18 protein-coding genes and 1 pseudogene are annotated in these 22,109 nt (G+C 42.9%); 12 read left to right on the top strand and 7 right to left on the bottom strand.

Annotated features, from left to right (window positions below; translation table 11 throughout):
* On the bottom strand, positions 1-614 hold a 614-nt coding region (locus INT03_RS06945), incomplete at its 3' end, for a hypothetical protein (protein ID WP_193008371.1).
* A 256-nt stretch (positions 615-870) separates the two neighbouring features.
* On the opposite strand from INT03_RS06945, the gene INT03_RS06940 reads away from it, so the two are divergent.
* Positions 871-1,914 (top strand): NAD(P)H-dependent flavin oxidoreductase, encoded by a 1,044-nt coding sequence (locus INT03_RS06940; protein WP_193008370.1) that lies wholly within the window; start codon positions 871-873, stop codon positions 1,912-1,914.
* Between the two features lie 25 nt (positions 1,915-1,939).
* Here INT03_RS06940 and INT03_RS06935 read toward each other — a convergent pair.
* Positions 1,940-2,581, bottom strand: a pseudogene (locus tag INT03_RS06935) (aspartate/glutamate racemase family protein); the annotation flags it as partial.
* 323 nt (positions 2,582-2,904) lie between these two features.
* Here INT03_RS06935 and INT03_RS06930 point away from each other — a divergent pair.
* From INT03_RS06930 to INT03_RS06900, 7 genes are all read left to right on the top strand, one after another.
* The gene (locus INT03_RS06930; RefSeq protein WP_045442930.1) at positions 2,905-3,159 is read left to right on the top strand and encodes a DUF2798 domain-containing protein; all 255 of its coding nucleotides are present in this window, start codon (positions 2,905-2,907) and stop codon (positions 3,157-3,159) included.
* 83 nt (positions 3,160-3,242) lie between these two features.
* Complete coding sequence (locus INT03_RS06925) at positions 3,243-4,295, top strand: DUF2157 domain-containing protein (protein WP_193008369.1); 1,053 nt, start codon at positions 3,243-3,245, stop codon at positions 4,293-4,295.
* Positions 4,288-5,496, top strand: coding sequence for a DUF4401 domain-containing protein (locus tag INT03_RS06920; RefSeq protein WP_193008368.1), 1,209 nt, complete (start codon positions 4,288-4,290; stop codon positions 5,494-5,496). Before INT03_RS06925 ends, INT03_RS06920 begins: the two co-directional genes overlap by 8 nt.
* Complete coding sequence (locus tag INT03_RS06915) at positions 5,493-6,173, top strand: GDYXXLXY domain-containing protein (protein WP_193008367.1); 681 nt, start codon at positions 5,493-5,495, stop codon at positions 6,171-6,173. The genes INT03_RS06920 and INT03_RS06915 overlap by 4 nt, the downstream gene beginning before the upstream one ends.
* Before the next feature lie 154 nt (positions 6,174-6,327).
* Entirely contained in the window at positions 6,328-7,305 is a 978-nt protein-coding gene (locus tag INT03_RS06910; protein WP_193008366.1) for a zinc-binding dehydrogenase, read from the top strand.
* A gap of 88 nt (positions 7,306-7,393) precedes the next feature.
* Entirely contained in the window at positions 7,394-8,398 is a 1,005-nt protein-coding gene (locus tag INT03_RS06905) for a YhdH/YhfP family quinone oxidoreductase (protein ID WP_193008365.1), read from the top strand.
* A gap of 108 nt (positions 8,399-8,506) precedes the next feature.
* Positions 8,507-9,241, top strand: a complete 735-nt coding sequence (locus INT03_RS06900) for a Cthe_2314 family HEPN domain-containing protein (protein ID WP_193008364.1) — start codon at positions 8,507-8,509, stop codon at positions 9,239-9,241.
* Between the two features lie 88 nt (positions 9,242-9,329).
* Here INT03_RS06900 and INT03_RS06895 read toward each other — a convergent pair whose 3' ends face one another.
* The 3 genes from INT03_RS06895 to guaA form a co-directional block, all read right to left on the bottom strand.
* Positions 9,330-10,145: a hypothetical protein gene (locus INT03_RS06895; RefSeq protein ID WP_193008363.1), complete on the bottom strand. Its 816-nt coding sequence runs from the start codon at positions 10,143-10,145 to the stop codon at positions 9,330-9,332.
* Between the two features lie 42 nt (positions 10,146-10,187).
* Positions 10,188-10,874: a zinc ribbon domain-containing protein gene (locus INT03_RS06890; RefSeq protein WP_193008362.1), complete on the bottom strand. Its 687-nt coding sequence runs from the start codon at positions 10,872-10,874 to the stop codon at positions 10,188-10,190.
* Between the two features lie 369 nt (positions 10,875-11,243).
* Entirely contained in the window at positions 11,244-12,839 is a 1,596-nt protein-coding gene (gene guaA / locus INT03_RS06885) for a glutamine-hydrolyzing GMP synthase (protein ID WP_193008361.1), read from the bottom strand.
* 615 nt (positions 12,840-13,454) lie between these two features.
* Between guaA and INT03_RS06880 the strand changes: the two genes are divergently transcribed.
* From INT03_RS06880 to INT03_RS06870, 3 genes are all read left to right on the top strand, one after another.
* Entirely contained in the window at positions 13,455-15,212 is a 1,758-nt protein-coding gene (locus INT03_RS06880) for an FAD-binding oxidoreductase (protein ID WP_193008360.1), read from the top strand.
* 80 nt (positions 15,213-15,292) lie between these two features.
* The gene (locus INT03_RS06875; protein ID WP_193008359.1) at positions 15,293-16,960 is read left to right on the top strand and encodes a glycerol-3-phosphate dehydrogenase/oxidase; all 1,668 of its coding nucleotides are present in this window, start codon (positions 15,293-15,295) and stop codon (positions 16,958-16,960) included.
* A gap of 45 nt (positions 16,961-17,005) precedes the next feature.
* Positions 17,006-18,574: an FGGY-family carbohydrate kinase gene (locus INT03_RS06870; RefSeq protein WP_319020710.1), complete on the top strand. Its 1,569-nt coding sequence runs from the start codon at positions 17,006-17,008 to the stop codon at positions 18,572-18,574.
* Positions 18,575-18,701: 127 nt separating this feature from the next.
* Here INT03_RS06870 and INT03_RS06865 read toward each other — a convergent pair whose 3' ends face one another.
* Positions 18,702-19,880, bottom strand: a complete 1,179-nt coding sequence (locus tag INT03_RS06865; protein WP_193008357.1) for a MalY/PatB family protein — start codon at positions 19,878-19,880, stop codon at positions 18,702-18,704.
* 250 nt (positions 19,881-20,130) lie between these two features.
* On the opposite strand from INT03_RS06865, the gene INT03_RS06860 reads away from it, so the two are divergent.
* A complete protein-coding gene (locus INT03_RS06860; RefSeq protein WP_226950277.1) occupies positions 20,131-20,763 on the top strand; it encodes a hypothetical protein in 633 nt (210 codons plus the stop codon).
* A 113-nt stretch (positions 20,764-20,876) separates the two neighbouring features.
* Here the strand turns inward: INT03_RS06860 and INT03_RS06855 are convergent.
* The coding region (locus tag INT03_RS06855; RefSeq protein ID WP_413469375.1) for an NACHT domain-containing protein at positions 20,877-22,109 on the bottom strand (1,233 nt) is incomplete at its 5' end.

Below are 22,109 nucleotides of genomic sequence, written 5' to 3'. Positions count from 1 at the left end.
TCTAAAGATGATATTTTAGTACTATCAGAAAAATTCAATTCAATAAAATATTTTAGCAAATCTACAAGCTTTCCTTTGGGTTTCTTATTTTTTTCATCTACAATTAATTTAATTTTTTTCTTAATTAAATCTTTATTTTTTATCTCATTCTCTTGTTTATCATAAGATACCTTCTCTTGAATTTCATTCAAAAGAAGATATATAAAGCTAGTTACATTCATTAGAGCAATAAAAGCCTCACCACTATCAAATATTAACTTATAGTCATGTGTGGATTTATTTCTCCATTCTTGTCTATAGTTTCTAAAAATCTGTAAAACCCTATCTTTAAAAGTTCCGTTTTCCTCGAAATATTTTTCTATATCATTTGGTGTTTTCTTCTTGACCTCTTCTTGATTTTTATTTGCCAATACCTGATAAGCTTCTTTTAACGCGCCTTCATAAGCTTGGTTACATCTATAGATCACATCGTTGAAAAACGCTTCATCCTTTTTACCTTCTTGATAATAATGCTCTGCTCTTTTTATATGGCTCAGAATTACTTCTAAATAATAAGAGTCATCAATTACCTTAATTGACTCTATCTTCTTTTCTATTTCATCTAATACGTTCATAGACTGCCAACCAAAGCTTCAGTATTTGTCATGCTTAAGTTTCATTACTTTAGTGATGTTAAAATAAAAAACATAAGTTAAGTAATCATTATTACTTAACTACAAAACCATAGTCAACTATTTTAACTACAAAATCCGTAGCCAAAACTCACCCCTTCTATTCAGCAACTAAATAAACACTATCCAACACACGCACCGCCTACCTCTGTTAAAGTAAGTGAGATAAAAACCTAACCAAATAAAAAGGACGCCCGTCATGACCTTACTTGATACTTTTAATATCACCCACCCCATCGTGCAAGCACCGATGGCAGGCGCAACCACCCCTGAACTGGCAGCGACGGTGAGTAACTTTGGTGGACTGGGTTCATTAGGATCGGGCATGACGCCGCCAGAGGTTTTGCATAGCCATATTGACGCCATTAAATCGCTCACTGATCGCCCTTTTATGATTAATTTAATGGTGCTCTCTGAGCATGAGTCGAGCACCTTTGATACCGAAATCCCTGCTTGGCTAAGTCATTACTATGAAGAAAACACTATCGAATGTGCGCTACCTGAACGCCCAGCGCTAAGCTTCGCGGATCAGCTACAAGTGCTCTACGACAATCCTGTGCCTGTCGCCAGTTTTACCTTTGGTATTATCAGCGCCGAGCAAGTTCAGCGTTTGCAAAGTGTCGGCACGCGAGTCATCGGTACGGCAAACCATCCATTAGAAGCCAAAGCATGGAGCGATATTGGGGCAGATGCGGTCTGTGTACAAGGGGCGGAAGCAGGTGGACATCGCGGTGGCTGGTTGCCACAAAGTGAAACCGATCCTCTAGGATTATTGACACTAATTAGTCAAACGCGCGCGTGTACCGATATTCCGTTAATTGCAGCAGGTGGCATCATGACTGGGCAAGATATCAAAGCAGTGCAAACGGCTGGCGCTGAGCTAGCGCAAATCGGAACGGCATTTTTGACCACAGATAAATGCGGTATTAATGATATTTATAAACAAGCACTACTTGATGCTAGTGAAAATAATCGCAGTGCTGAGACACGCTTAACGAGACTGTTTTCAGGTAAGCAGGCTCGTGGTTTATTAAATAATTATTTGCGTGATTTTGCTCGCTTTGAAAGCGCGCATGAGCTACCGCCCTATCCACAATTAAATGCGATGACCAAATTTTTGCGTGGTCATGCGACCAATAATCTTGACCCAGAATATCAGTCTTTATGGGCAAGACAAGGCGTCGCTTTGGTCAGACAAGAGCGCACGATTGATTTACTAGAACGCTTGGTCAAAACGTTATAGGCTTAAATACTTTTATCAGTCCGCGCTACTCTAGTAAGAAATCCACCGCTGCCGCTGCATGAATCACCGTGGTATCAAATACGGGAATGGGGCTATCTGCTTGTTTAATGAGCAGTCCAATTTCTGTACAGCCTAAGATGACGCCCTCTGCGCCTTGATCTGCTAAATCTTTAATCACCTGCTGATAATACTGACGCGAGCTGTCTTTAAATTGACCGATGCATAGCTCTTTTTTGATAATTCGATGTACCTCTGCTCGCGCATCACTCTCTGGTATCAACACTTGAAGCCCTGCATCCACCAAACGCTGCCTATAAAAATCTTCCGTCATCGTAAACTGAGTGCCCAGTAAGGCAATTTTAGACAGATTCTGTTTTTTGATGGCGGCAATAGTGGCATCAGCGATATGAATAACAGGTAAATGCGTCGCGGCTTGCACATCATCGAGTAATTTATGCATCGTATTAGAGGCAATCATGAGCCCTTGTACGCCAGCGGCTTGCAAACGCTGAGCACTGCTGGCCATGATTACACCCAGCGCTGCCCATTCATCTTGCTCTTGGTGCTTATTAATCAACGCAAAGTCCACGCTATGTATGAATAAATCTGCTGAATGTAAGCCACCCAGCTTATCCTTGACACCCTCATTTATCAGCCGATAATAGCTTTCGCTACTCTCTCAACTCATACCACCGATGATGCCCAATGTTCGCTGCTTGTGCACGGTCATTTTATTGCCTTATTCGTGGGTTGTAATCGATTTTATCGTAGCAAAATTAATCATCTTTAGTTTGTTATTTTTCAGGAATTTTTATTTTGATGCATGAGACAACAGTCATTAAAATATAACGAATGCCACCATTGATAATAACGATTTTATCCACTCAACAACATACGATATCATGGTTAGTAATGACGACACATGACGCTACGCAACATCGTTCATCGTTCATCAAACGCCACCATCACCATGTAGGACACCTCCACACTATGGCAAAATTCCCTACCATTAGAATACGCACACGGCGCAAGTACTACCGGCTTATTTTTACCTTTTTAATGGCACTGCTAATGTCCACGATTATCTCAACTGCATTGCTGCTGATCAATGTAGGATTCGTCGATGGGTTCTTTATCACGCTGTTTCACTCATGGAAATATGCCTTTATAGTCGCGTGGCCGAGCGCTTATATTTGCGCCTATCTCATCCAAGAGCATTTGCTCAGTCGTATTGAGTTTTATTGAGTAAAAAACTATAAACTTTAGTACACCCACCTCTCACAAAAAAGCTAAGATAAGCAACATCATCTTTTTATTTAGAGGACGCTATGAGCCAACCACGGCGTACTATCGAGCATTTACTCAAGCAAGGCATACTGCCATTGACGCATGCCAACGATGCAGCGATTCATTTGCAAGTCTATCCTAGCAAACGCTCATGGCTGGTCTTTTTTGATAAAGCCATGCTGATTATCGGGGCGATAGCGTTGGTATTGTCGCTGGTATTTTTTATTGCCTATAACTGGATAAATATGGGCAAAATGGGCAAGTTCGCTTTGGTCGAAGGGGCATTGGTTATCACGATTGCCCTTTACGTTGTGCTCTCTTTTAGACAGAAATTTCAGCTGGTTCGGCAGTTATTACTGCTTATTGCTAGCGTGATTACGGGTAGCTTATTGGCGCTATTTGGGCAGGTTTATCAAACGGGTGCTGATACGTGGCAGCTGTTTTTTGGCTGGGCCGTATTGATTATTCCTTGGGTAATCATCGCCCGCTTCCCTGCGCTATGGTTGTTATGGTTGGGGCTCGTCAATACTGGTCTCATCCTATATTTCGGCGTTACGGACTTTGCCTTCGTCAGTTATTTTTATGAAGGTGTCTTACAAATAGGCGTGCTTGCCGCTGTCAATTTTGTGGCGCTAAACTTGTGGCTCGCGTTTATCGACCGTCAACTACCATCAGTCACACGCAGCCGATTTAAGTCCGAGCTGAATTGGAGCGCTTATGTCGTCGGTTTACTCAGCAGCTATTTTATTACCTACCTTGCCATTCTTTATGTCTTTGATGACGCCAATATTTTAATGACAATGATCGCTTTGCTGCTATGGATGAGCTGGTGCGGATTTATGGTTTGGCGATTTTATTGGTATCGCATCAATCTATTAATGCTGACCTATTTATGTGGCTCTGTCATTGTCGTGGTGATGTTTTGGGCGGGTAAGTTGTTTTTAGACAATTTTGATATGGGTGGTTTTCTCATCTTAGCCCTATTATTGATTGGCATGAGTTCAGCAGCGGTTGTTTGGCTGCGTCATGCGGCACGTTTAAACAGCGAAAACAACCTCCCCACTGCTGTCGTCAAAGGAGGTAATTATGAGTAATGATATGAATAATCAACACTCGGACAATGTTCTTTTACAGCTGCAACAGCTTGGATTGATTGACGGCAATGCGGTTGATGCCCGTACTGGTGAGACAAGTGCTAAGGCAACGATAGCGAATAATCACTCTCAAAACGATACTCCTTGGTTTATACAAATACTTTTTGGTCTTAGCGGTATTGTAGCGAGTCTGTTTCTAATCGCCTTTCTGTCTTTATTATTGTTCGGCATCGATGGATTTGATAGCGTGATTGCCTTGTTAATTACAGGTCTAGTACTCAGCGCGGCGGGTTTTGTGCTATTTAGAAACAAGCAAAGCCGTGATAATACCTTTATCAGTAGCCTAGCATTGGCTATTAGCTCGGCTGGGCAAGCCTACATTGGCTTTGCTTTATTTGATAATAATTTGTCACATCCTATAGATATTTGGCTTTTTTTAATCGTGCAAGCCGTTATGACGGTCATTATGCCCAACCGTATCTATCGCCTATTGGGCAGCATAATGACGCTAGGTTTGACGGTTTATTTGCTTAACTATTATCATCTACCTGAGCTCAGCTTGGGGCTATTGGCACTGATTACGATTGGCAGCAACCTATCATGCAATTCTCTATTGCAGCGTATACCTAATAAATGGCGAGCGGATGTTTTTGATATTACTAAACCCATTGGTTATGCCAGTGCGCTGATGCTGTTGTGCGTTTCTGTGTACTTTATCGCCGCTGAACGTAGTCATAGTCTTGCTACTTATTATGGAGACACTTTTAGCTACAATTACTATTTGGCGCAAGGGCTGCTAACGCTTGCCAGCCTTTATGCTGCTTACTTAATACTTCAGCGCTATGAAGTCAAACCATTCTCATCAGCGAGTATCATGGTTTATTGCGCCGTCATCGTCTTAGGTATCCTATCGATTTACGTATCAGGACTGATCGCGACCAGCCTTATCATCGTCATTGCGATCGCCAATAGCCAACGAGTGCTATTAGGTTTGGGCGTCACCGCCTTGGTCAGCTATGTATTTTGGTATTACTATCAGCTCGATACTTCGTTGCTAATCAAATCTCTCTCAATGCTAATCGTCGGACTGACCATGCTGATGGGGCGTTGGATATTGATTAAACGCTATTTCGCTAACTCCCTTATCAACGATACTGATTTGACAATGAGCGCCAACGATCATCAGGAGCGCCACTCATGAAAAATAAAATTTTGACTAAGCGCTTGATTGATGACACGTCACCATCCACGCATTGGCTAAAAAAACGAGCCGTTACCATCACTGTTGCCTTACTTGGATTGGCACTAATATTGGTCGTAATGACGATGAATATCATCAAATACGAAACCCATCTTAGTAATGGCAAAACGGTATTATTAGCGCTGGCACCTGTCGATCCACGCGGTTTTATGCAAGGCGATTATATGGCGTTAAGCTATGCGCTAGAGCGCGATATTTTTGATGCCATGCGACCAAAGCACCCTCATTCAACACAAGACGAATTAGGCTCAGAACTAGATATAGAATTAGAAGAGTTTGATACAGATTTTCGTATTTATGAGCCAAGCGATGGTTATGTCATTGTGAAAATCGATGGTAATAATGTAGGGCATTTTGTCCGCTTAGCTGATAGTAATAGTCGTGAAAATTTAACTAAAAGTGAGCTGCCCATTTATTACCGCCTCCGTAACGGCAGTGTGCAATTGGCGGCCAATGCGTTCTTCTTTCAAGAAGGTCATGCTGAGGCGTTTGAAGCGGCTGAATATGGACTATTCCGCGTCAATGACAAAGGCGAGCCATTACTTACAGAGATGGTAGACGGTGATTTTACAGTCATCGTCGGCGACATAAGCCAAGAGGATAAAGCCTCTCAGTAGACGCTCATGCATTACTTATCATGCATTATTACTCATGCTTTACTACACGCGATACGTGCAACGCATAACATTCCTTAACTAAAGTAACATTGAGGGTACGGAGTCAAACTTGTTACTGTTGCTCACAACCTAAAAATAAATAAAGGAAATAATTATGCGTAGCGCAACTTATAGTACCTTCGGTAAACCATCTGACGTTCTCAGTTTAGGTGACACACCTATTCCTGAACCAAAAGCCAATGAAGTCCGAGTCAAAATGATACTCGCCTCTATCCACAACCATGATTTATTAACCATTCGCGGTCAATATGGCTTTAAACCTGAGCTGCCAGCGATTGGTGGTAGCGAAGCGGTCGGTATCATTGATGCCGTCGGTCAGGATGTCAAAGACTTAAAAGTGGGTCAGCGCGTGGCGGCGGCGAGCGTACAAGCGACATGGGCAGAGTATTTTGTCGCCTCAAAAGACATGGTATTTGTCATGCCTGATAGCTTAGAAGACGAAATGGCGGCGCAGCTCATTGCGATGCCACTCAGCGCGCTGATGCTGATTGAGTTTTTAGCACTAAAAAGCGGTCAGTGGGTGATCCATAATGCTGCCAATGGCGCGGTCGGCAAATCGCTCGCCATGCTAGCCGCCGCGCGTGGTATTAACACCATTAATGTCGTGAGAAGTGACGATGCTATCAAGGAATTAGAAGCACTGGGTATCAAGCATAATATCAACACCTCAGATGACGACTGGAAGGATCAAGTAAAAGCCATCCTTGGTGATGAGAAAATCAGTGCCGCGGTTGATTCTATCGGTGGTGACTCAAGTAATGATCTGCTGGCGTTACTGGGTCATGGGGGCACATTGGCATCGTTTGGCATCATGTCAGGCAAACCAATGGTGCTAGATCCAACCCATATTATTTTTAAACAAGCGACGATCAAAGGCTTTTGGGGCAGCAAAATCAGTCAAGAAATGAGCGTTGAAAACAAACAGCGCTTGATTGATGAACTAATCGAACGTGCTAACAATGGCAATTTAAAACTGCCCGTTGAAGCGACGTTTGATTTGGCAGATATCGTCAAGGCCGTCGATGGCAAATTGCAGGCAAGTAAGAATGGTAAGGTGTTGTTAAAATCATAAATTATTGTCTTACATATATCGATGTAGTTGCAAATGATATACGTGCAAATAAAGACACACACCAAATAACCTCACTAGGAATAATATGATGTCTAATAATAAAACCTTTAAAGCCTTAGTCGTCGAAGAAAATACCGACGGCAGCTTTAGCAAAAGTATTCAAGAACGCAACGTCAGTGACTTGCCAGAAAATGACTTGTTGATAGAAGTGCATTATTCCTCGTTAAATTTCAAAGATGCGATGTCGGCATCGGGCAATAAAAGAATCACCAAACAATATCCGCATACCCCCGGTATCGATGCAGCAGGCATCGTTGTCAGCGACAAATCAGGCACGTTTACCGCGGGGCAAGAAGTATTGGTATTTGGCTATGATTTGGGCATGGATACCGATGGCGGTCTGGGTCAGATGATCTCCATACCTGCCGATTGGGCATTGCCCTGCCCAAAAACGCTGACGTTAAAAGAAGCAATGACTTACGGTACGGGCGGCTTAACCGCAGCACTCAGTATCCAAAAACTAGAAAAAATGGGTGCAAAACCCAGTGATGGTCCAGTCGCGGTAACTGGTGCAACAGGCGGCGTCGGTACGATCAGCATCGCTATTCTGAGTCAGCTGGGTTATGAGGTGATTGCCTTCTCAGGTAAGCCAGAGCAAAGCGAGCATTTGAAAGCATTGGGCGCGAGCGAAGTGCGTCATCGCGATACCATCAATGAAATCGGTAACAAGCCTATCGGTCGTGAGCTGTGGGCAAATGCTATTGATACCATTGGCGGCGACTACTTACCAAACCTGCTAAAGCAAACCAAATCTGGCGGTGCGGTGACCAGTTGTGGCCTAGCTAGTGGCGCTGATTTTTCGATGTCGGTGATACCTTTTATCACCCGCGCGGTGTCGCTACTGGGTATCGACTCGGTTTATATTCCGCTGGCTGATAAAGAAGCCATTTGGAAACGTGTTGCAACCGATATGAAACTGCCTAATCTAGAGAGCTATGGTGAAGAAATTACGCTAGAGCAAACGCCTGAATACTTAGATCGCTTTATGTCTAGCAAAGTAGTTGGACGTTATGTGGTGAACGTGAAAGGTTAGTTTTTTAGCTTAGCAGTTGAACATTATAAAAAAGGCAGCATCTCTTTTGAGGTGCTGCCTTTTTTTAAAGCTTTCTCTTATGCATCTTTTACTTAATTAAGGAACATCATGCCCCATACTGAAAACCCTAATATAAAGCAATTTTTCCCACTAGTTACTGATTCTCTCTCAAAAGGTATGGCTGCTTTTTTAAATGGTAGTGATAGCTATAGTGCTTCAGCTATCGAAATATATGCTCAAAACATTTTTTCAAGGGTTGCAGAAATAGATAATGCTATTAAAAGCATATCCATCACTTTAGAGTATTTACACCAAAAAACATATGGAAATTCAGATTATAATTTTTCCGAACATCATGTCTATCATATTGAAAATTTTTTACTTAGAGTAACTAGCGTGGTAGATCGTTCTTATCTGTTAGCTGGTTCGACTATTATGATGGAAAATAGTCGGATAGAAAAAATAGGTGGCAACCAAAAAATCTATAAGAAGCTATTAAGTATATCTCCAGATTCAGCTACTATCTTAGAAGAAATGAGAGATACAATAAAAGATCTACAAACACCTAGAAATAAAGTAGCTCATCAGGCTGGCTTTTCTAGTAAAAATTTATGTGTTTTACAAGCTATAGAGAGTGCTGGAATAGAGTCTATCTCGGTAAAAGAAATTACTGATATCATGTCATACGACAAAATCAAAGAAGTAGTAAGTGATGAGTCTATTGAGCAATATGAAAGCGTATTACTAGTAATAGATAAACTAGTAACAGATTTAATTAATAGTCTACCATTTCGATATACTGATTTATTACAGAGCAAAGCCCCTATCAAAAATCAGCCTTGAAATAAAAAAACACCCAACCAAGTTGAGTGTTTTTTATCGTTATACGGAACGAATCTGACCGTCTTAACCGTCTTAACCGTCTCAACACCTAGCCACACGCCCAATCAAACTCATTATTCAGCAAATCAATTTGCCCATTACCACCACCCATATTGGCATCGCCAAGCGTTTCTTCAAACTCAATATAAAAAGGACTAAATTCTGGCATTGCTTGAATGGGATTGGCCGTACCACCAAAATGACTTTTTGCATGAAACCTATCAAGCTTTAACATCTCACCTTTTTCAGAGAACATCGGAATATAAGCGTTCACATCATCTTCATCTGCCCACTCATCGAGCATCTTGCCAATGTTAGGATCATCTGTTCGGACAACGTGCTTAATAGACTGAGCGGGTTCATCTTTGGCAAAGCAAGTGCTACTCCACGCTTCAATTTCATAGTCTGGATATATACCATCTTCTTTACTAGGCAGCGGCGTGGACTCACCAGAAAACTCTGCTTCCGTTAGCCAAATCAATGCCCAGCCACCACCAATCATATCTTCAAGATAGATTTCTTGAGGGTGACGATAGTTAGCATAGCGACTCAGTGACGCCCAAAAATTCTCAGCGTCTGTATGATTCACCTCAGTGAGATTAGTAATCATATCTTCAACACCGTCTACCCTATCTTCAACATGATCATCCGCTTGAAAGAGCGATATTGCCACGAGATCTTTCCCTTTTACGCGATACGCTTCAGGCACTAATATCGTCCATAAGTGCGCCATCGGTAGACCGTTAATCCTGCTTCGCGGCCATTGATCCGTGGTGATGCCGACTGGGCGACCAAAAGCCCAACCTTGCCCATGATCTTTATCCGTTAGTTCCAAATCATATGCTTGTTTTAATGGTTCCATCACTTTTTTCTCGCCTCCTTAGATTAACCTTATTTATTAGACGTACTACACCAACCAATACCACTCAGGCGCAAACAAATAGGACATACCCATAGATAGCAATACTGATAATATGCTACCCACGATGGCGCCAACCCATGACGTACCACCCTTTGCCACTAACTCCTGTTCGACCGTCGCTGGGTCAGCTGTATTACTCATGACTTTTTTTATATTTTTGACGCTGTGACTAAAGTAAAAATAATTACCTAAAAGTCCTGTCAGTACTGCCCATGCGACAAAAAAGCTGGTTTGACCTATAGAGCTATACGCCTCCATACCGAGCAGATGCATTAAGACTAAATCAACTGCATTAATGCCAAGTACAATAAAAAAAGCGACTAGATACATTTTACGATAGCATAACCAAGACGTTCCCAAGAGCAGTCCAGCAATATTAAAACTGTGAATGCTCGAACCATCATTATTGACTTCTAAACGTGGCTCACTGTCCTTAAACCATTTATTACGGTAGAAATCATCATACTTTTTACCAACGAAAGCTGCCAATAAAGCATCGGCATTTTCAGAAATGGAAGCTGAATGGTTTTGCGGGATTTGCGCATCTTTAGAAATATTAACTGCCGTTAATGGTGGCGGTGTTTGTGCTTGAACGTCAGAGAGCTGATGCCCACATTTTGAACAAAATCCTGCCTCGCTTGAATTTTCTTGATTACAGTTATTACAAAACATCTTATCCCTTAATTTTACTAAATACTGAACGATTGATAGGCTTATCTCGACTTTAAAAAATAATAGCCAATTAAAGTTGACTACATTATAGATAATAAAGACAAATGTTCAATGAAAAATTCGAGGATTCTTAGTTGCCTGTTTGTTTTAACCAAAAAAAGCACCCAACCAAGTTGAGTGCTTTTTTATCGCTATATTGAACTAATCTAATTATCGATTAGTCGTATATCAATTCAAAAAACATGATTTGAAAGCTATTTAGATAAGTTTACGTGGTCTAAAATGGTAACAAGGCAACCGAGCGCAGATAGTACGTATTTGTACATCTAGCTAGGTTAATACCGTTACCGTTTAGAATACTTAAACGGTTTATTCCCACTCAATCGTCGCAGGCGGCTTGCTCGACACATCGTAAGTCACGCGCGATACTTCAGCGATTTCATTCATAATGCGGTTCGATACCGTCTCGATCAAATCATACGGCAGATGCGCAAAGCGCGCAGTCATAAAGTCTACGGTTTCAACAGCACGTAGCGCGATTACCCAAGCATAACGGCGACCATCACCGACTACACCAACCGATTTGATTGGTTGGAATACCGCAAACGCTTGCGCGGTCTTCTCATACCAGCCTGATTTCTCTAACTCTTCCATAAAGATAGCATCAGCTGAGCGCAAGATATCAGCGAATTCTTTGGTAACTTCACCAAGAATACGCACGCCCAAACCCGGTCCTGGGAACGGATGACGGTTAATCATCTTCGCTGGTAGACCAAGGGTGATACCCAGTTTACGCACTTCATCTTTAAACAAATCACGTAAAGGCTCAACCAACTCAAACGCTAAATCATCTGGCAAACCACCAACGTTGTGATGGCTCTTAATCACGTGGGCTTTACCTTGATGTGACTTCGCTGATTCGATGACGTCTGGATAAATCGTGCCTTGCGCTAAGAATTCGATGACTTTACCATCGCTCTGCTCGCTCACTTCACGGGCACTATTAGCAAACACATCGATAAAGGTTTTACCGATGATTTTACGCTTGGCTTCAGGGTCGGACTCGCCAGCCAACGCGGTTAAGAATAACTCTTCAGCATCAACACGAATCACTTTTACGCCCATGTTTTCTGCAAAAATTTGCATCACTTGGTCGCCTTCGTGCAGACGCAAAAGACCAGTATCGACAAACACACACGTTAGCTGATCGCCAATCGCTTTATGCAATAATGCCGCGACGACTGAACTGTCAACACCGCCAGATAAACCAAGCAATACTTGCTTATCACCGATTTGCTTTTTCAGTTGCTCAATACGCATATCGATGATGTTGTCAGGCGTCCAGCTACCCGCGCAGCCACAGATTTCATGGACGAAACGTCCTAGCAATGCAGAACCTTGCGCGGTATGCGTGACTTCAGGATGGAACTGCAAACCATAATAGTGGCGCGAATCATCAGCCATAATCGCAATCGGGCAGCTTGGCGTACTAGCGACGATATCGAAGCCTTGTGGGGCATCGACCACTTTATCGCCATGACTCATCCACACATTTAGCTTCGCTGCTGCGTCTTCGATACCATCAGTCAGCATTGATTTGCCATCGATATTGATGGTTGCTGCGCCAAATTCATGGATATCACTGGCATGAACTTTACCACCGAAGCGCTCTGCCATCGCTTGCATACCGTAGCAGATACCCAATACGGGTACGCCTAGATCAAATACGGCATCATTGATGCGTGGGCTGTCATCTGCGTGCACGCTCTCCGGACCGCCAGATAAGATAACGCCTTTTGCACCAAAATCGATAATGCGCTGAGTGTCGATATCATAAGGAAACATCTCACAGAATACGCCTGAATCACGGACACGGCGGGCGATAAGCTGGCTGTACTGTGAGCCAAAATCGAGAATTAAGATGCGATCTTCTTTAATAGTAGGAACGTTGGCAGCAGTTGTCATAACGTAGTGTCCATCAATAAATAAATTGGTGCGCTATTTTAACAAGTTTGAGCAGTCTATTGGTTATAAAAATACGCTAATCTGCTAACTGGCATATAAATCTATAGCTCATCAGTATAAACCTCTACTTTATTTCATTAATGAATGCATTTCTTCTATATTTTTCTACATCTAGGTAGCGATGATAAGGCATTGTAGAGTAATCAACAGAATAAAAATGCGATTAATTGACCTAATACTTATATAGGTAGCGCATAAATTCTGGTTCAAGCATTATTACAAACAAGTGTTATTACAAAGCAGCCATTATGCTTTTTTACATAGCATACTACAGAGAAGCTGGTATCAGTGTCGCCTATGATTACCGCATATTATTCGGCAACACATGGACTTCATCTGAAATCTTCGCAAGCTTAGTCTCACCGCATTGGTACTTTTATATATCAGGGTTTATTGGTGTTATTTGGCACTACTTAGCGCATAGACTGATGGTTTTGGTGGGGAATAAAGAATTAGCAAGTCGGAACAGCACACCAATCGTTGTTGACTAATGTACAGAAAACAGTTACTTATTATAGTCACAGATAATCATAATAAATTGACAGGTATGTCTCTATGAGCAAAATCAAAGCCCTTATCCGAAAACGCCCTAAATCTGACCCGTCTAAAGCTATTTCAGTCAATTCTGATAACCAAAATACCAATAACGCCAGTATAGATGCTGCCTCAAAGGGTCATGCGGTAAATACCCCAATCGAGCAAACGCGCTGGAATGGCTGGGGCAATATCAATATTAATAAAAAAGTCTCAGCGCATGGGGCGAAACTGATCAAATCGCATATTGGTAAAACCAAAAAACTATCATCAGTGAGCTTACAGCAAGTACTTAAAACCGTCCCCAAATCGCGCTTGCCTGTTGCTATGACTGAGCTTGATACTGTATCTGTCGACAACGAAGTGAGACTTAGACACGCCCGTGGTCAAAGCTTTCCAGACTGGATAGCCATGCATGGTGGCGACTTTGAAGTCTTTCCTGATGGCGTCGCTTTTCCTGCATCGACCGCTGATGTCGAGACTTTATTACAGTTAGCAAGCGAGCACGACCTGATCGTCATTCCTTTTGGTGGCGGCACTTCAGTAGCGGGTCATATCAATCCACAAAAAGGCTCACGCCCCGTATTGACCATCGCCATGAGCAAAATGGATCAGCTTATTGATTTAGATAATGAGAGCCAAATTGCCACCTTTGGTGCAGGAACACAAGGGCCGGCGGTCGAGGCGCAATTGAACGAACATGGCTATCGTTTGGGACATTATCCTCAGTCTTGGGAGCTATCGACCCTTGGCGGCTGGATTGCCGCGCGTTCTAGTGGTCAGCAGTCGTTAGGCTACGGGCGCATCGAGCAGATGTTTGCCGGTGGTACGCTTGTGACACCGCAAGGGGTACTCAATATTGCGGATATTCCAGCGTCAGCGGCAGGGCCTGACCTACGCGAGATGATGATGGGCACGGAAGGTCGCGCTGGTATCTTTACCGAAGTCAAAATGCGGGTGCAGTCGCAACCAGAAGAAGAGCTGTTTAAAGTTGCTTTTTTACCGAACTGGGCAGCGGGTAAAGAAGTGCTCAGACAAGCCGTACAAAAAAATATTCAATTATCAATGCTACGCCTAAGCAATGCGGTCGAGACTGACGCGCATCTACATTTGGGTACGACGCCCAGCCAGTTTATGGCCATTAGTACTTATCTAAAAGCGCGCGGACTCAGCTCAGAAAAAGCCATGCTCACTTATGGCGTCTCAGGGGATAAAGCACAGAATAAATTGGCACTGACGCAGTTTAATAAGCTATTAAAACAGCAAGGCAGTGTCACGGGCAAAATAACCGATATCATGGGCAGTGTCTGGGCGCATGGACGCTTTAAATTCCCTTATTTGCGCGGTACTCTATGGGAAAAAGGCATCATGGTCGATACCTTTGAGACCGCCACCAACTGGAATCATATCGACGAGCAGATGCAGCAGATGCAACAAGCCGTTCGGACTTCCTTGGCAGATGAAGGCGAAGAAGTAATGGCCTTTACCCATATCTCGCATGTGTATAAGCAAGGTGCTAGCCTCTATACCACTTACTTCTTTAGAGCGGCTAAAGATCATGCCAGCACCTTAAGCCGCTGGCAGAAAATCAAACATGCCGCCAGTTTAAGTCTGGCCAATGGTACAGCGACGATATCGCATCAGCATGGTGTTGGTCGCGATCATGCCCCGTACCTTGCTGCCGAAAAAGGTAAGCTCGGTATTCAAGTAACCCATGATATGCTCAAAAGTTTAGACCCTGAGCAGCGCATGAATCCGGGTGTTTTAATTAAAGAGTAAAAGGCAGCGGTCGCCTGACTGGGTGGCTTAAACATATTGAGTCACTGATTAACCTGAGTGTCATTTGAGATGAGTCGTTTATGAACCAAGCCAATCAACATCAGCAACGCCAGCAAGCATTAGCGCCTTTATCTCGCCGCTCGTCTCAAGAGGAACCTTGGGATATGCTTATCATCGGTGGCGGCATTACTGGTGCTGGGATTGCTCGCGAAGCAGCAAGGCGCGGCTTAGCGGTGTTACTCATTGAGCAAAAAGACTTTGCTTGGGGCACGTCCAGCCGCTCTAGCAAAATGGTACATGGTGGGCTACGTTACATCGCCTCAGGAGATTATAAGACGACCTTGCTTAGCGTCCGTGAGCGCGAGCGCATGCTTAATGAAGCGAGTGGTCTCGTCAATGAGATGCATTACGTCATGCCGCATTATAAAGGCAAGTTTCCACCGCCATGGATATTCAATACTTTGCTACGTGTCTACGATGGCTTGGCGGGCAAGCGCTACTTTAAATACTTTAAAAAAGACGCTTTTTTAGAGCTTAATCCACATATCAAACAAGATAATTTTTTAGGTGCCAGTCAGTTTAGTGATGCAGTGACCGATGACTCACGCCTTGTGATGCGGGTACTTGATGAAGCCATCCATGATGGTGCGCAGGCGATTAATTACCTTAAAGCTGAGTCATTAATTACCAATGAGCAGGGCTTGGTAGTTGGCGCTACTCTATTAGATACTTCTGCTGAAGATAGCAATCATACTTACGATGTCCATGCCAAAGTGGTGGTTAGTGCCACGGGTGCTTGGGCAGACACCTTACGGATGCAAGCAAGCAAACAAACAGAACAAACCTTTCATAAACAAATTCGCCCGTCGCGTGGTAGCCATCTGGTGGTCAGTCAAGAGCGCCTACCACTCAATCAAGCCTATACCTTTTTGCATCCTGTCGATAAAAGAGCCGTCTTTGTCTTTCCGTGGGAGAATCGAACTGTCCTTGGAACAACCGATTTGGATCATCCTCCATTGGACGATAATGAAGTCGGTATTACTAACGAAGAGGTAGATTATCTATTGGTGGCGACCAATAATCTCTTTGATAATGTAGACATTAGCCGCAAGGATGTCATCAGCTCATGGGCAGGCGTACGTCCACTGATTTCTGATGGCGGTGATGGTAAGCGCGTCAGCCCAAGTAAAGAAAAGCGCGATCATAGCGTCTGGTTGGATAATAATCTGGTCACCGTCAGCGGTGGTAAGCTCACGACCTTTCGCCTAATCGCCCTTGATGTATTAAAGGTTTGTCAAAAGGTACTCGAAATGGATGAATCGGCTACTCAAGATAATGTGTCATATAGCAGCCAAGTCTTTAGTAATCAAACCCCAACCAATCCTAAATTTACTGCCCTGCCGCTACCGTTACAACAACGCTTACAAGGGTTCTATGGTCTACAGCTAGATACCTTACTAGAGCTGGCTCATAACGATGACTTAGCTTATGTGCCTGACAGCAATACCATCTGGGCAGAGATTCGTTTTGCTGCTCGCTATGAGCAGGTCATACATTTGGACGATTTATTACTACGACGGACGCGCTTGGGTCTTATATTACCCGATGGTGCGATGAGGCCGCTTATCAGTCATCGGATCAAGCAAATATGTCAACAAGAGCTTGGCTGGGATGATCAAAAATGGCAGCAAGAAGTTGAACGCTATACCCAATTATGGCAACGCTACTATCATCTGCCTGCGGCTTAAAGCTTATTTTTATTATTGCTTATCACTACATAGTTAAGGATGACTGTGACCCTGAACCTTGATACTCCTATTTACTTCTTAGCCATAGACAATGGCACCCAAAGCGTCAGAGCGCTTATCTTTGATCAATTTGGTAGCGAGATTGCCAAAGCCCGCGTCCCTATCGAGCCGTATTTTTCAACGCAGCCAAATTTTGCGGAGCAACACGCCGACTATTATTGGCAAAAATTAAGCGAAGCCTGTCAGCAATTGTGGCAAAGCTGCGATATTACGCCCGAGCAAATCGCTGGCGTTAGCCTCGCCACCCAGCGCTATACCATGATATGTTTGGATAAAGACAAACAGCCACTACGTCCTGCCATTGTCTGGATGGATTTGCGTCGCGGCGAAACCAATGACATAGGATTTCTCTCGCCACTCACTAAAGTGGTTGGTATGGGTGAGCTGGTCAATGAAGCTCAGCAAAAAGCTCGCTGTAATTGGCTTGCTCATCATGAGCCAGAAATGTGGGCAAAAACAGCCTATTATATCAATTTATCAGCGTACTTGACCTATCAGTTGACAGGTGAATTAGCTGACTCCACTGGTCATGCCCTTGGCTATCTGCCGTACGATTACAAGGCGCAAGCTTGGTTTAAGCCAAATAACCTCAAATGGCGACTGTTTAGTTGCCGACTAGAGCAAATGCCTAGACTCATTGCACCGGGGCAGCTACTTGGTCATATCAGCGCTCACGCTGCCGCCGCTACTGGTATTCTGGAAGGCATACCAATGATTGCTGCCGCCAGTGATAAGGCTTGTGAAGCATTAGGCTCTGCGGGTCTCGCCGCAGACACCGCCTGCTTAAGCTTTGGCACCACCGCGACTATTAATACCACCTCGAGTAATTATATCGAGATACTTAAACATATGCCCGCCTACACTGCCGCCGCGCCAAATTACTACAATCATGAGTACATGATTTATCGCGGCTTTTGGATGGTCAGTTGGTTTAAAGAGCAATTTGCCCACTATGAAGAGCAGTTAGCAAAGACCCAAGGCATCGATACCGAAAAACTCCTCGATCAAGCGGTGAAAGACATTCCAGCAGGCTGTATGGGATTAATGATGCAGCCATACTGGTCGCCAGGTGTGCGTCATCCGGGACTTGAGGGCAAAGGTGCGCTTATTGGCTTTGGTGATGTGCATACACGAGCGCACGTTTATCGCGCTATATTAGAAGGGCTCGCTTACGAGCTAAAACTAGGCTTCGATACCATTGAGAAGCGTACCGGTAAATCCATTAAACACCTGCGTGTCTCAGGTGGCGGCTCTCAAAGTGACTCGGCTATGCAGCTTACGGCTGATATCTTTGGCATGCCCGCTTACCGCCCCCATACTTATGAAGCCTCAGGGTTAGGCGCGGCTATCAATTGTGCAGTAGGGCTTGGCGTTTATCCTGACCATTCAACCGCAACTCAGGCCATGACCCATTTGGGCGATGAGTTCTTACCTATTGACGCCAACGTCCAGCTCTACAAACGTCTTTATAATGAGGTTTATCTCAAAATGTATGAGCGTCTAAAACCCTTATATCAAAGTATTCAAGATATTACCGGTTACCCAGCTAAATAATATAGTCATTTCAATATAAAGAGGTACGTTAAAAATAGCGTTATGTTGGGATAAACTTTCCTCGCTTGCTGTGCACTTCGCACTCCAGAGGCTTCGCAAAATTTATCCCAGCAGTACTGCATTCTTTTTAAATGGAATCGACTATATTAAAATCATCAATATTTAAGGCAGTATGCATACGATTTAACCCTTCTATCAGCAGCGTTTTAGGACACGCCACATTAAGGCGCATTTTTAGATGCCCTTCATTACCGTACTTAATGCCTGCGCTAAGCTCAACTTTAGCGGCTCTAAGCCTGTCATAGAGCAGTTGATCGTCTTGCGCATATGCCGAGCAATCTAGCCAAATCAAATACGAAGCTTCTGGACGCATCACCTTAATTTTAGGTAAATGCTCTTCTAAAAATTGTATGGTTAAGTCAATATTGGCTTCAATATAAGTCAGCGCCTGCGCCAACCACTCACCACCTTGCTCATAAGCACTGCGCATCGCCATATAAGCAAATAAGTTCAGCTCATGCTCGTCACTTAAACGCTGCTGCTGGTTAATCTTACTCAGTAATGCGCTGTCTTTAGCAAAGATCATCGAGCCTTTGATACCAGCAATATTAAAGGTTTTGGTCATCGAGGTTAGGCTGACGACTTTGTGCTCATAGCCTTCTGCTAGGGTTAAAAAAGGCGTAAATATATGCCCACTCAAGGTCAAATCTTGATGAATCTCATCACTCACAATTGCCACATCGTGCTTTTTACAAATTAAAAGCAGCGCTTCAAGCTCATCTGCTGTCCATACACGTCCGCCCGGATTATGTGGATTGCAGAACAAATACAGCTTAACTTTATGCTCGATAATTTTGGCTTCGATATCAGTTAAATCCAGATGATATTTACCCTCTATTTCCTTTAATGCAGAAGTCACAAGCTTACGATTATTGTCTAAAACCTTGGTCATAAAAGGCGTATAAATCGGGTCATTGATAAGTACCGCATTCCCTGCCTCGGTAAATACTTTCATCATCAGCACCAAACTTGGTACCACGCCCGGAGAGAAAAGAATATCCTGCTGTTCCAGCCACAAGTCATAACGACTGCCATGCCAGTCGATAATCGCTTGATACAACGGCTCGGTCGGCACGGTGTAACCCAATATGCCATGCTGCGTTACTTGCTCAATCGCCGCTAAAATAGGCTGGGCGGTCTTAAAGTCCATATCCGCGACCCATAGCGGAATCGTGTCATCGCTATAGTGCCATTTAAACGATCCCGTATCACGTCTGTCTATTATTTCATCAAAGTTGTACAGCACCGATGCTCTCCTTTACGGTAGTTTTATATTATAACTGTTCATTCGTCGGCTTAAATGACCTTTGAAAATATAATGCTATCATTATTTGAATAATGGTTAAAAATTAGTGTTACATTAATGTTGCGGACTCTACATATGATCAAGTTATTTATGCCAGAGTATGCTCATATTGCAAGGATTGTAATCTATCAGCTTTTACCCACCCACCCCCTACTAAGCCAAGATGGCTTGTCTAAAAGGATTTAGCATGATGAAAATGGATTCCCTATCAAACGTAGCACTTAAAAGTACGATACTCAAAATCAGTTCCCTTACTCTCGCCATTGCCGCAATTTCTGCATGCACTGCTATGGCAACAGGTGCTGACTCCCAAGTTTCAAATACCCAAACCACTACGAACAGTACTGCCATTACTTTAGGCAATAGTGCTATGTCTAGCGGCACTAACGACACGGTTGCTATCGGTAATATGGCCAATGCAGGTCTAAACTCAGCTACAGCTGTCGGTGGTCAAGCCAATGCCGCAGGTCTAGGCTCAACCGCTATCGGTTGGCAATCAAAAGCCACCGCTGAACGCGCACAGGCATTTGGTCATCTAGCCGATGCTAGTGGTGTACGCTCTACCGCAGTTGGTGAAGCGGCAGCCGCACAAGGTGCAAACTCGGTAGCGTTAGGCAATAAATCTATGGCTGGCGGCATGAATAGCATCGCTATCGGTAACGGAGCAATGGCGGCTAAAAACAACCAAGTGGTCTTAGGTAATGTCGGACAAGTTCAATCGAGTACCGCAGCACAATCAGGTACGGTCAGAATAGTCACTATTGATGACAACGGCACATTAGGCACTATGATGGTTGATTACTATAAAAAATCAGCTAAATAATCGTCTGTTTATCAAGAGTAATGCACTAGGTAAATTCAAGAGCCTCGCTATAGCGGGGTTTTTTTGATTGGTAGGGTTAGAAGTGCTGCTTTACATTCTATGTCTATCCAAACTTAATCAAAAATGAAATTTTCAATATCATCTAGAGAGTCATTTCTATTAGTCAAAATTAAGCTCTTAATATATTCAATTAACTCAAAACTCAATTCCCCATGACGCTCACTACCCATACGACAAACTAAATTTTTCTCAAAATCGTTCAACTCTTCAAGCATTATAGCTTGCTTATCGTTTAAGACTAATTCAAAAAAATCAGTTTCTTCATAGGTGAAGTCATGGGAGTGATACTTATCATTCAAATAATCACGATGATATTGACAGCCGTATTTTTGGACTAAGTAATTGAGAAAGTAAGAATTCTCATTGTATGTGAATCCTATTTCTTTTTTTCCTCTATCTCTAATTTCATCAATTCTATTGAAAAATACTGATATCAACTGTATCTTTCGATTTATAGTTGAAGTATCTACTGGTTTTAAATCCAGAATTTTATTTATTTTTGGAAGTATCCATTTGTCCTCTAATACTTCCTTATTCATAGAGAATGCCATATCAACAACATTATCCGTATGATATCGTCCACATACACGTTCAAAAACTTGTTCCTTAACTACATGATTCACTATGTAATATGCAGTAAAATATTCTTGAAATGAACGATGGGTAAAGCAATAGTTTAAGCCGTCTCTCATTAATAAAGGCACATTGTTTAATAGCTCTAACTTTAAATCCTTGTCTATCACCTCAGATTTTGAATGTACTAAGCATTTTTTCAAGAATGTGTGGATTTCATCTTCTGTCATCTCAAACATCTGTTTACTATATGTAAATAAACTAAACAGAGCAAATATATCTCTTAACTCGTACATATCCAGATTGGTTGAGCTTTTTCTTAAAAAACCCTGCTTCGATACATCATGCTTATTAAATAGTGCATGATAAGCAAGATCATAAAAAATATATACTCTGTCAGGTATATCGCCAAACTGCTCATATGTCACTAACATAATTGTGAGTAGCAAAGGATTACTGGAAAAACTTTCATGCTTACTAAAAAGTGTAGTCTCTAACGCTAGTATGAACCTCGCTCTTACCTCGCTATCGTAATCTAATTTCTTTATCACATCTACTGCTTGAGATAATATCAGAGGTTGAATACGAGCGACGTTATACAGCGACCAATCCGAGAATAAATTGTATTCTGGTCTTGATGAAACCACGATAATAAGATTTGGATATTTATCTGCTAAACTAGGGCGTGTTGAACATTGGGAATAAAACGATGG

This window comes from Psychrobacter sp. PG1 (genome assembly GCF_014897815.1).
GTDB lineage: Bacteria > Pseudomonadota > Gammaproteobacteria > Pseudomonadales > Moraxellaceae > Psychrobacter.
The sequence above is the reverse complement of the archived record's forward strand: the minus strand, read 5'-3'. Positions and strand labels throughout refer to the sequence as shown.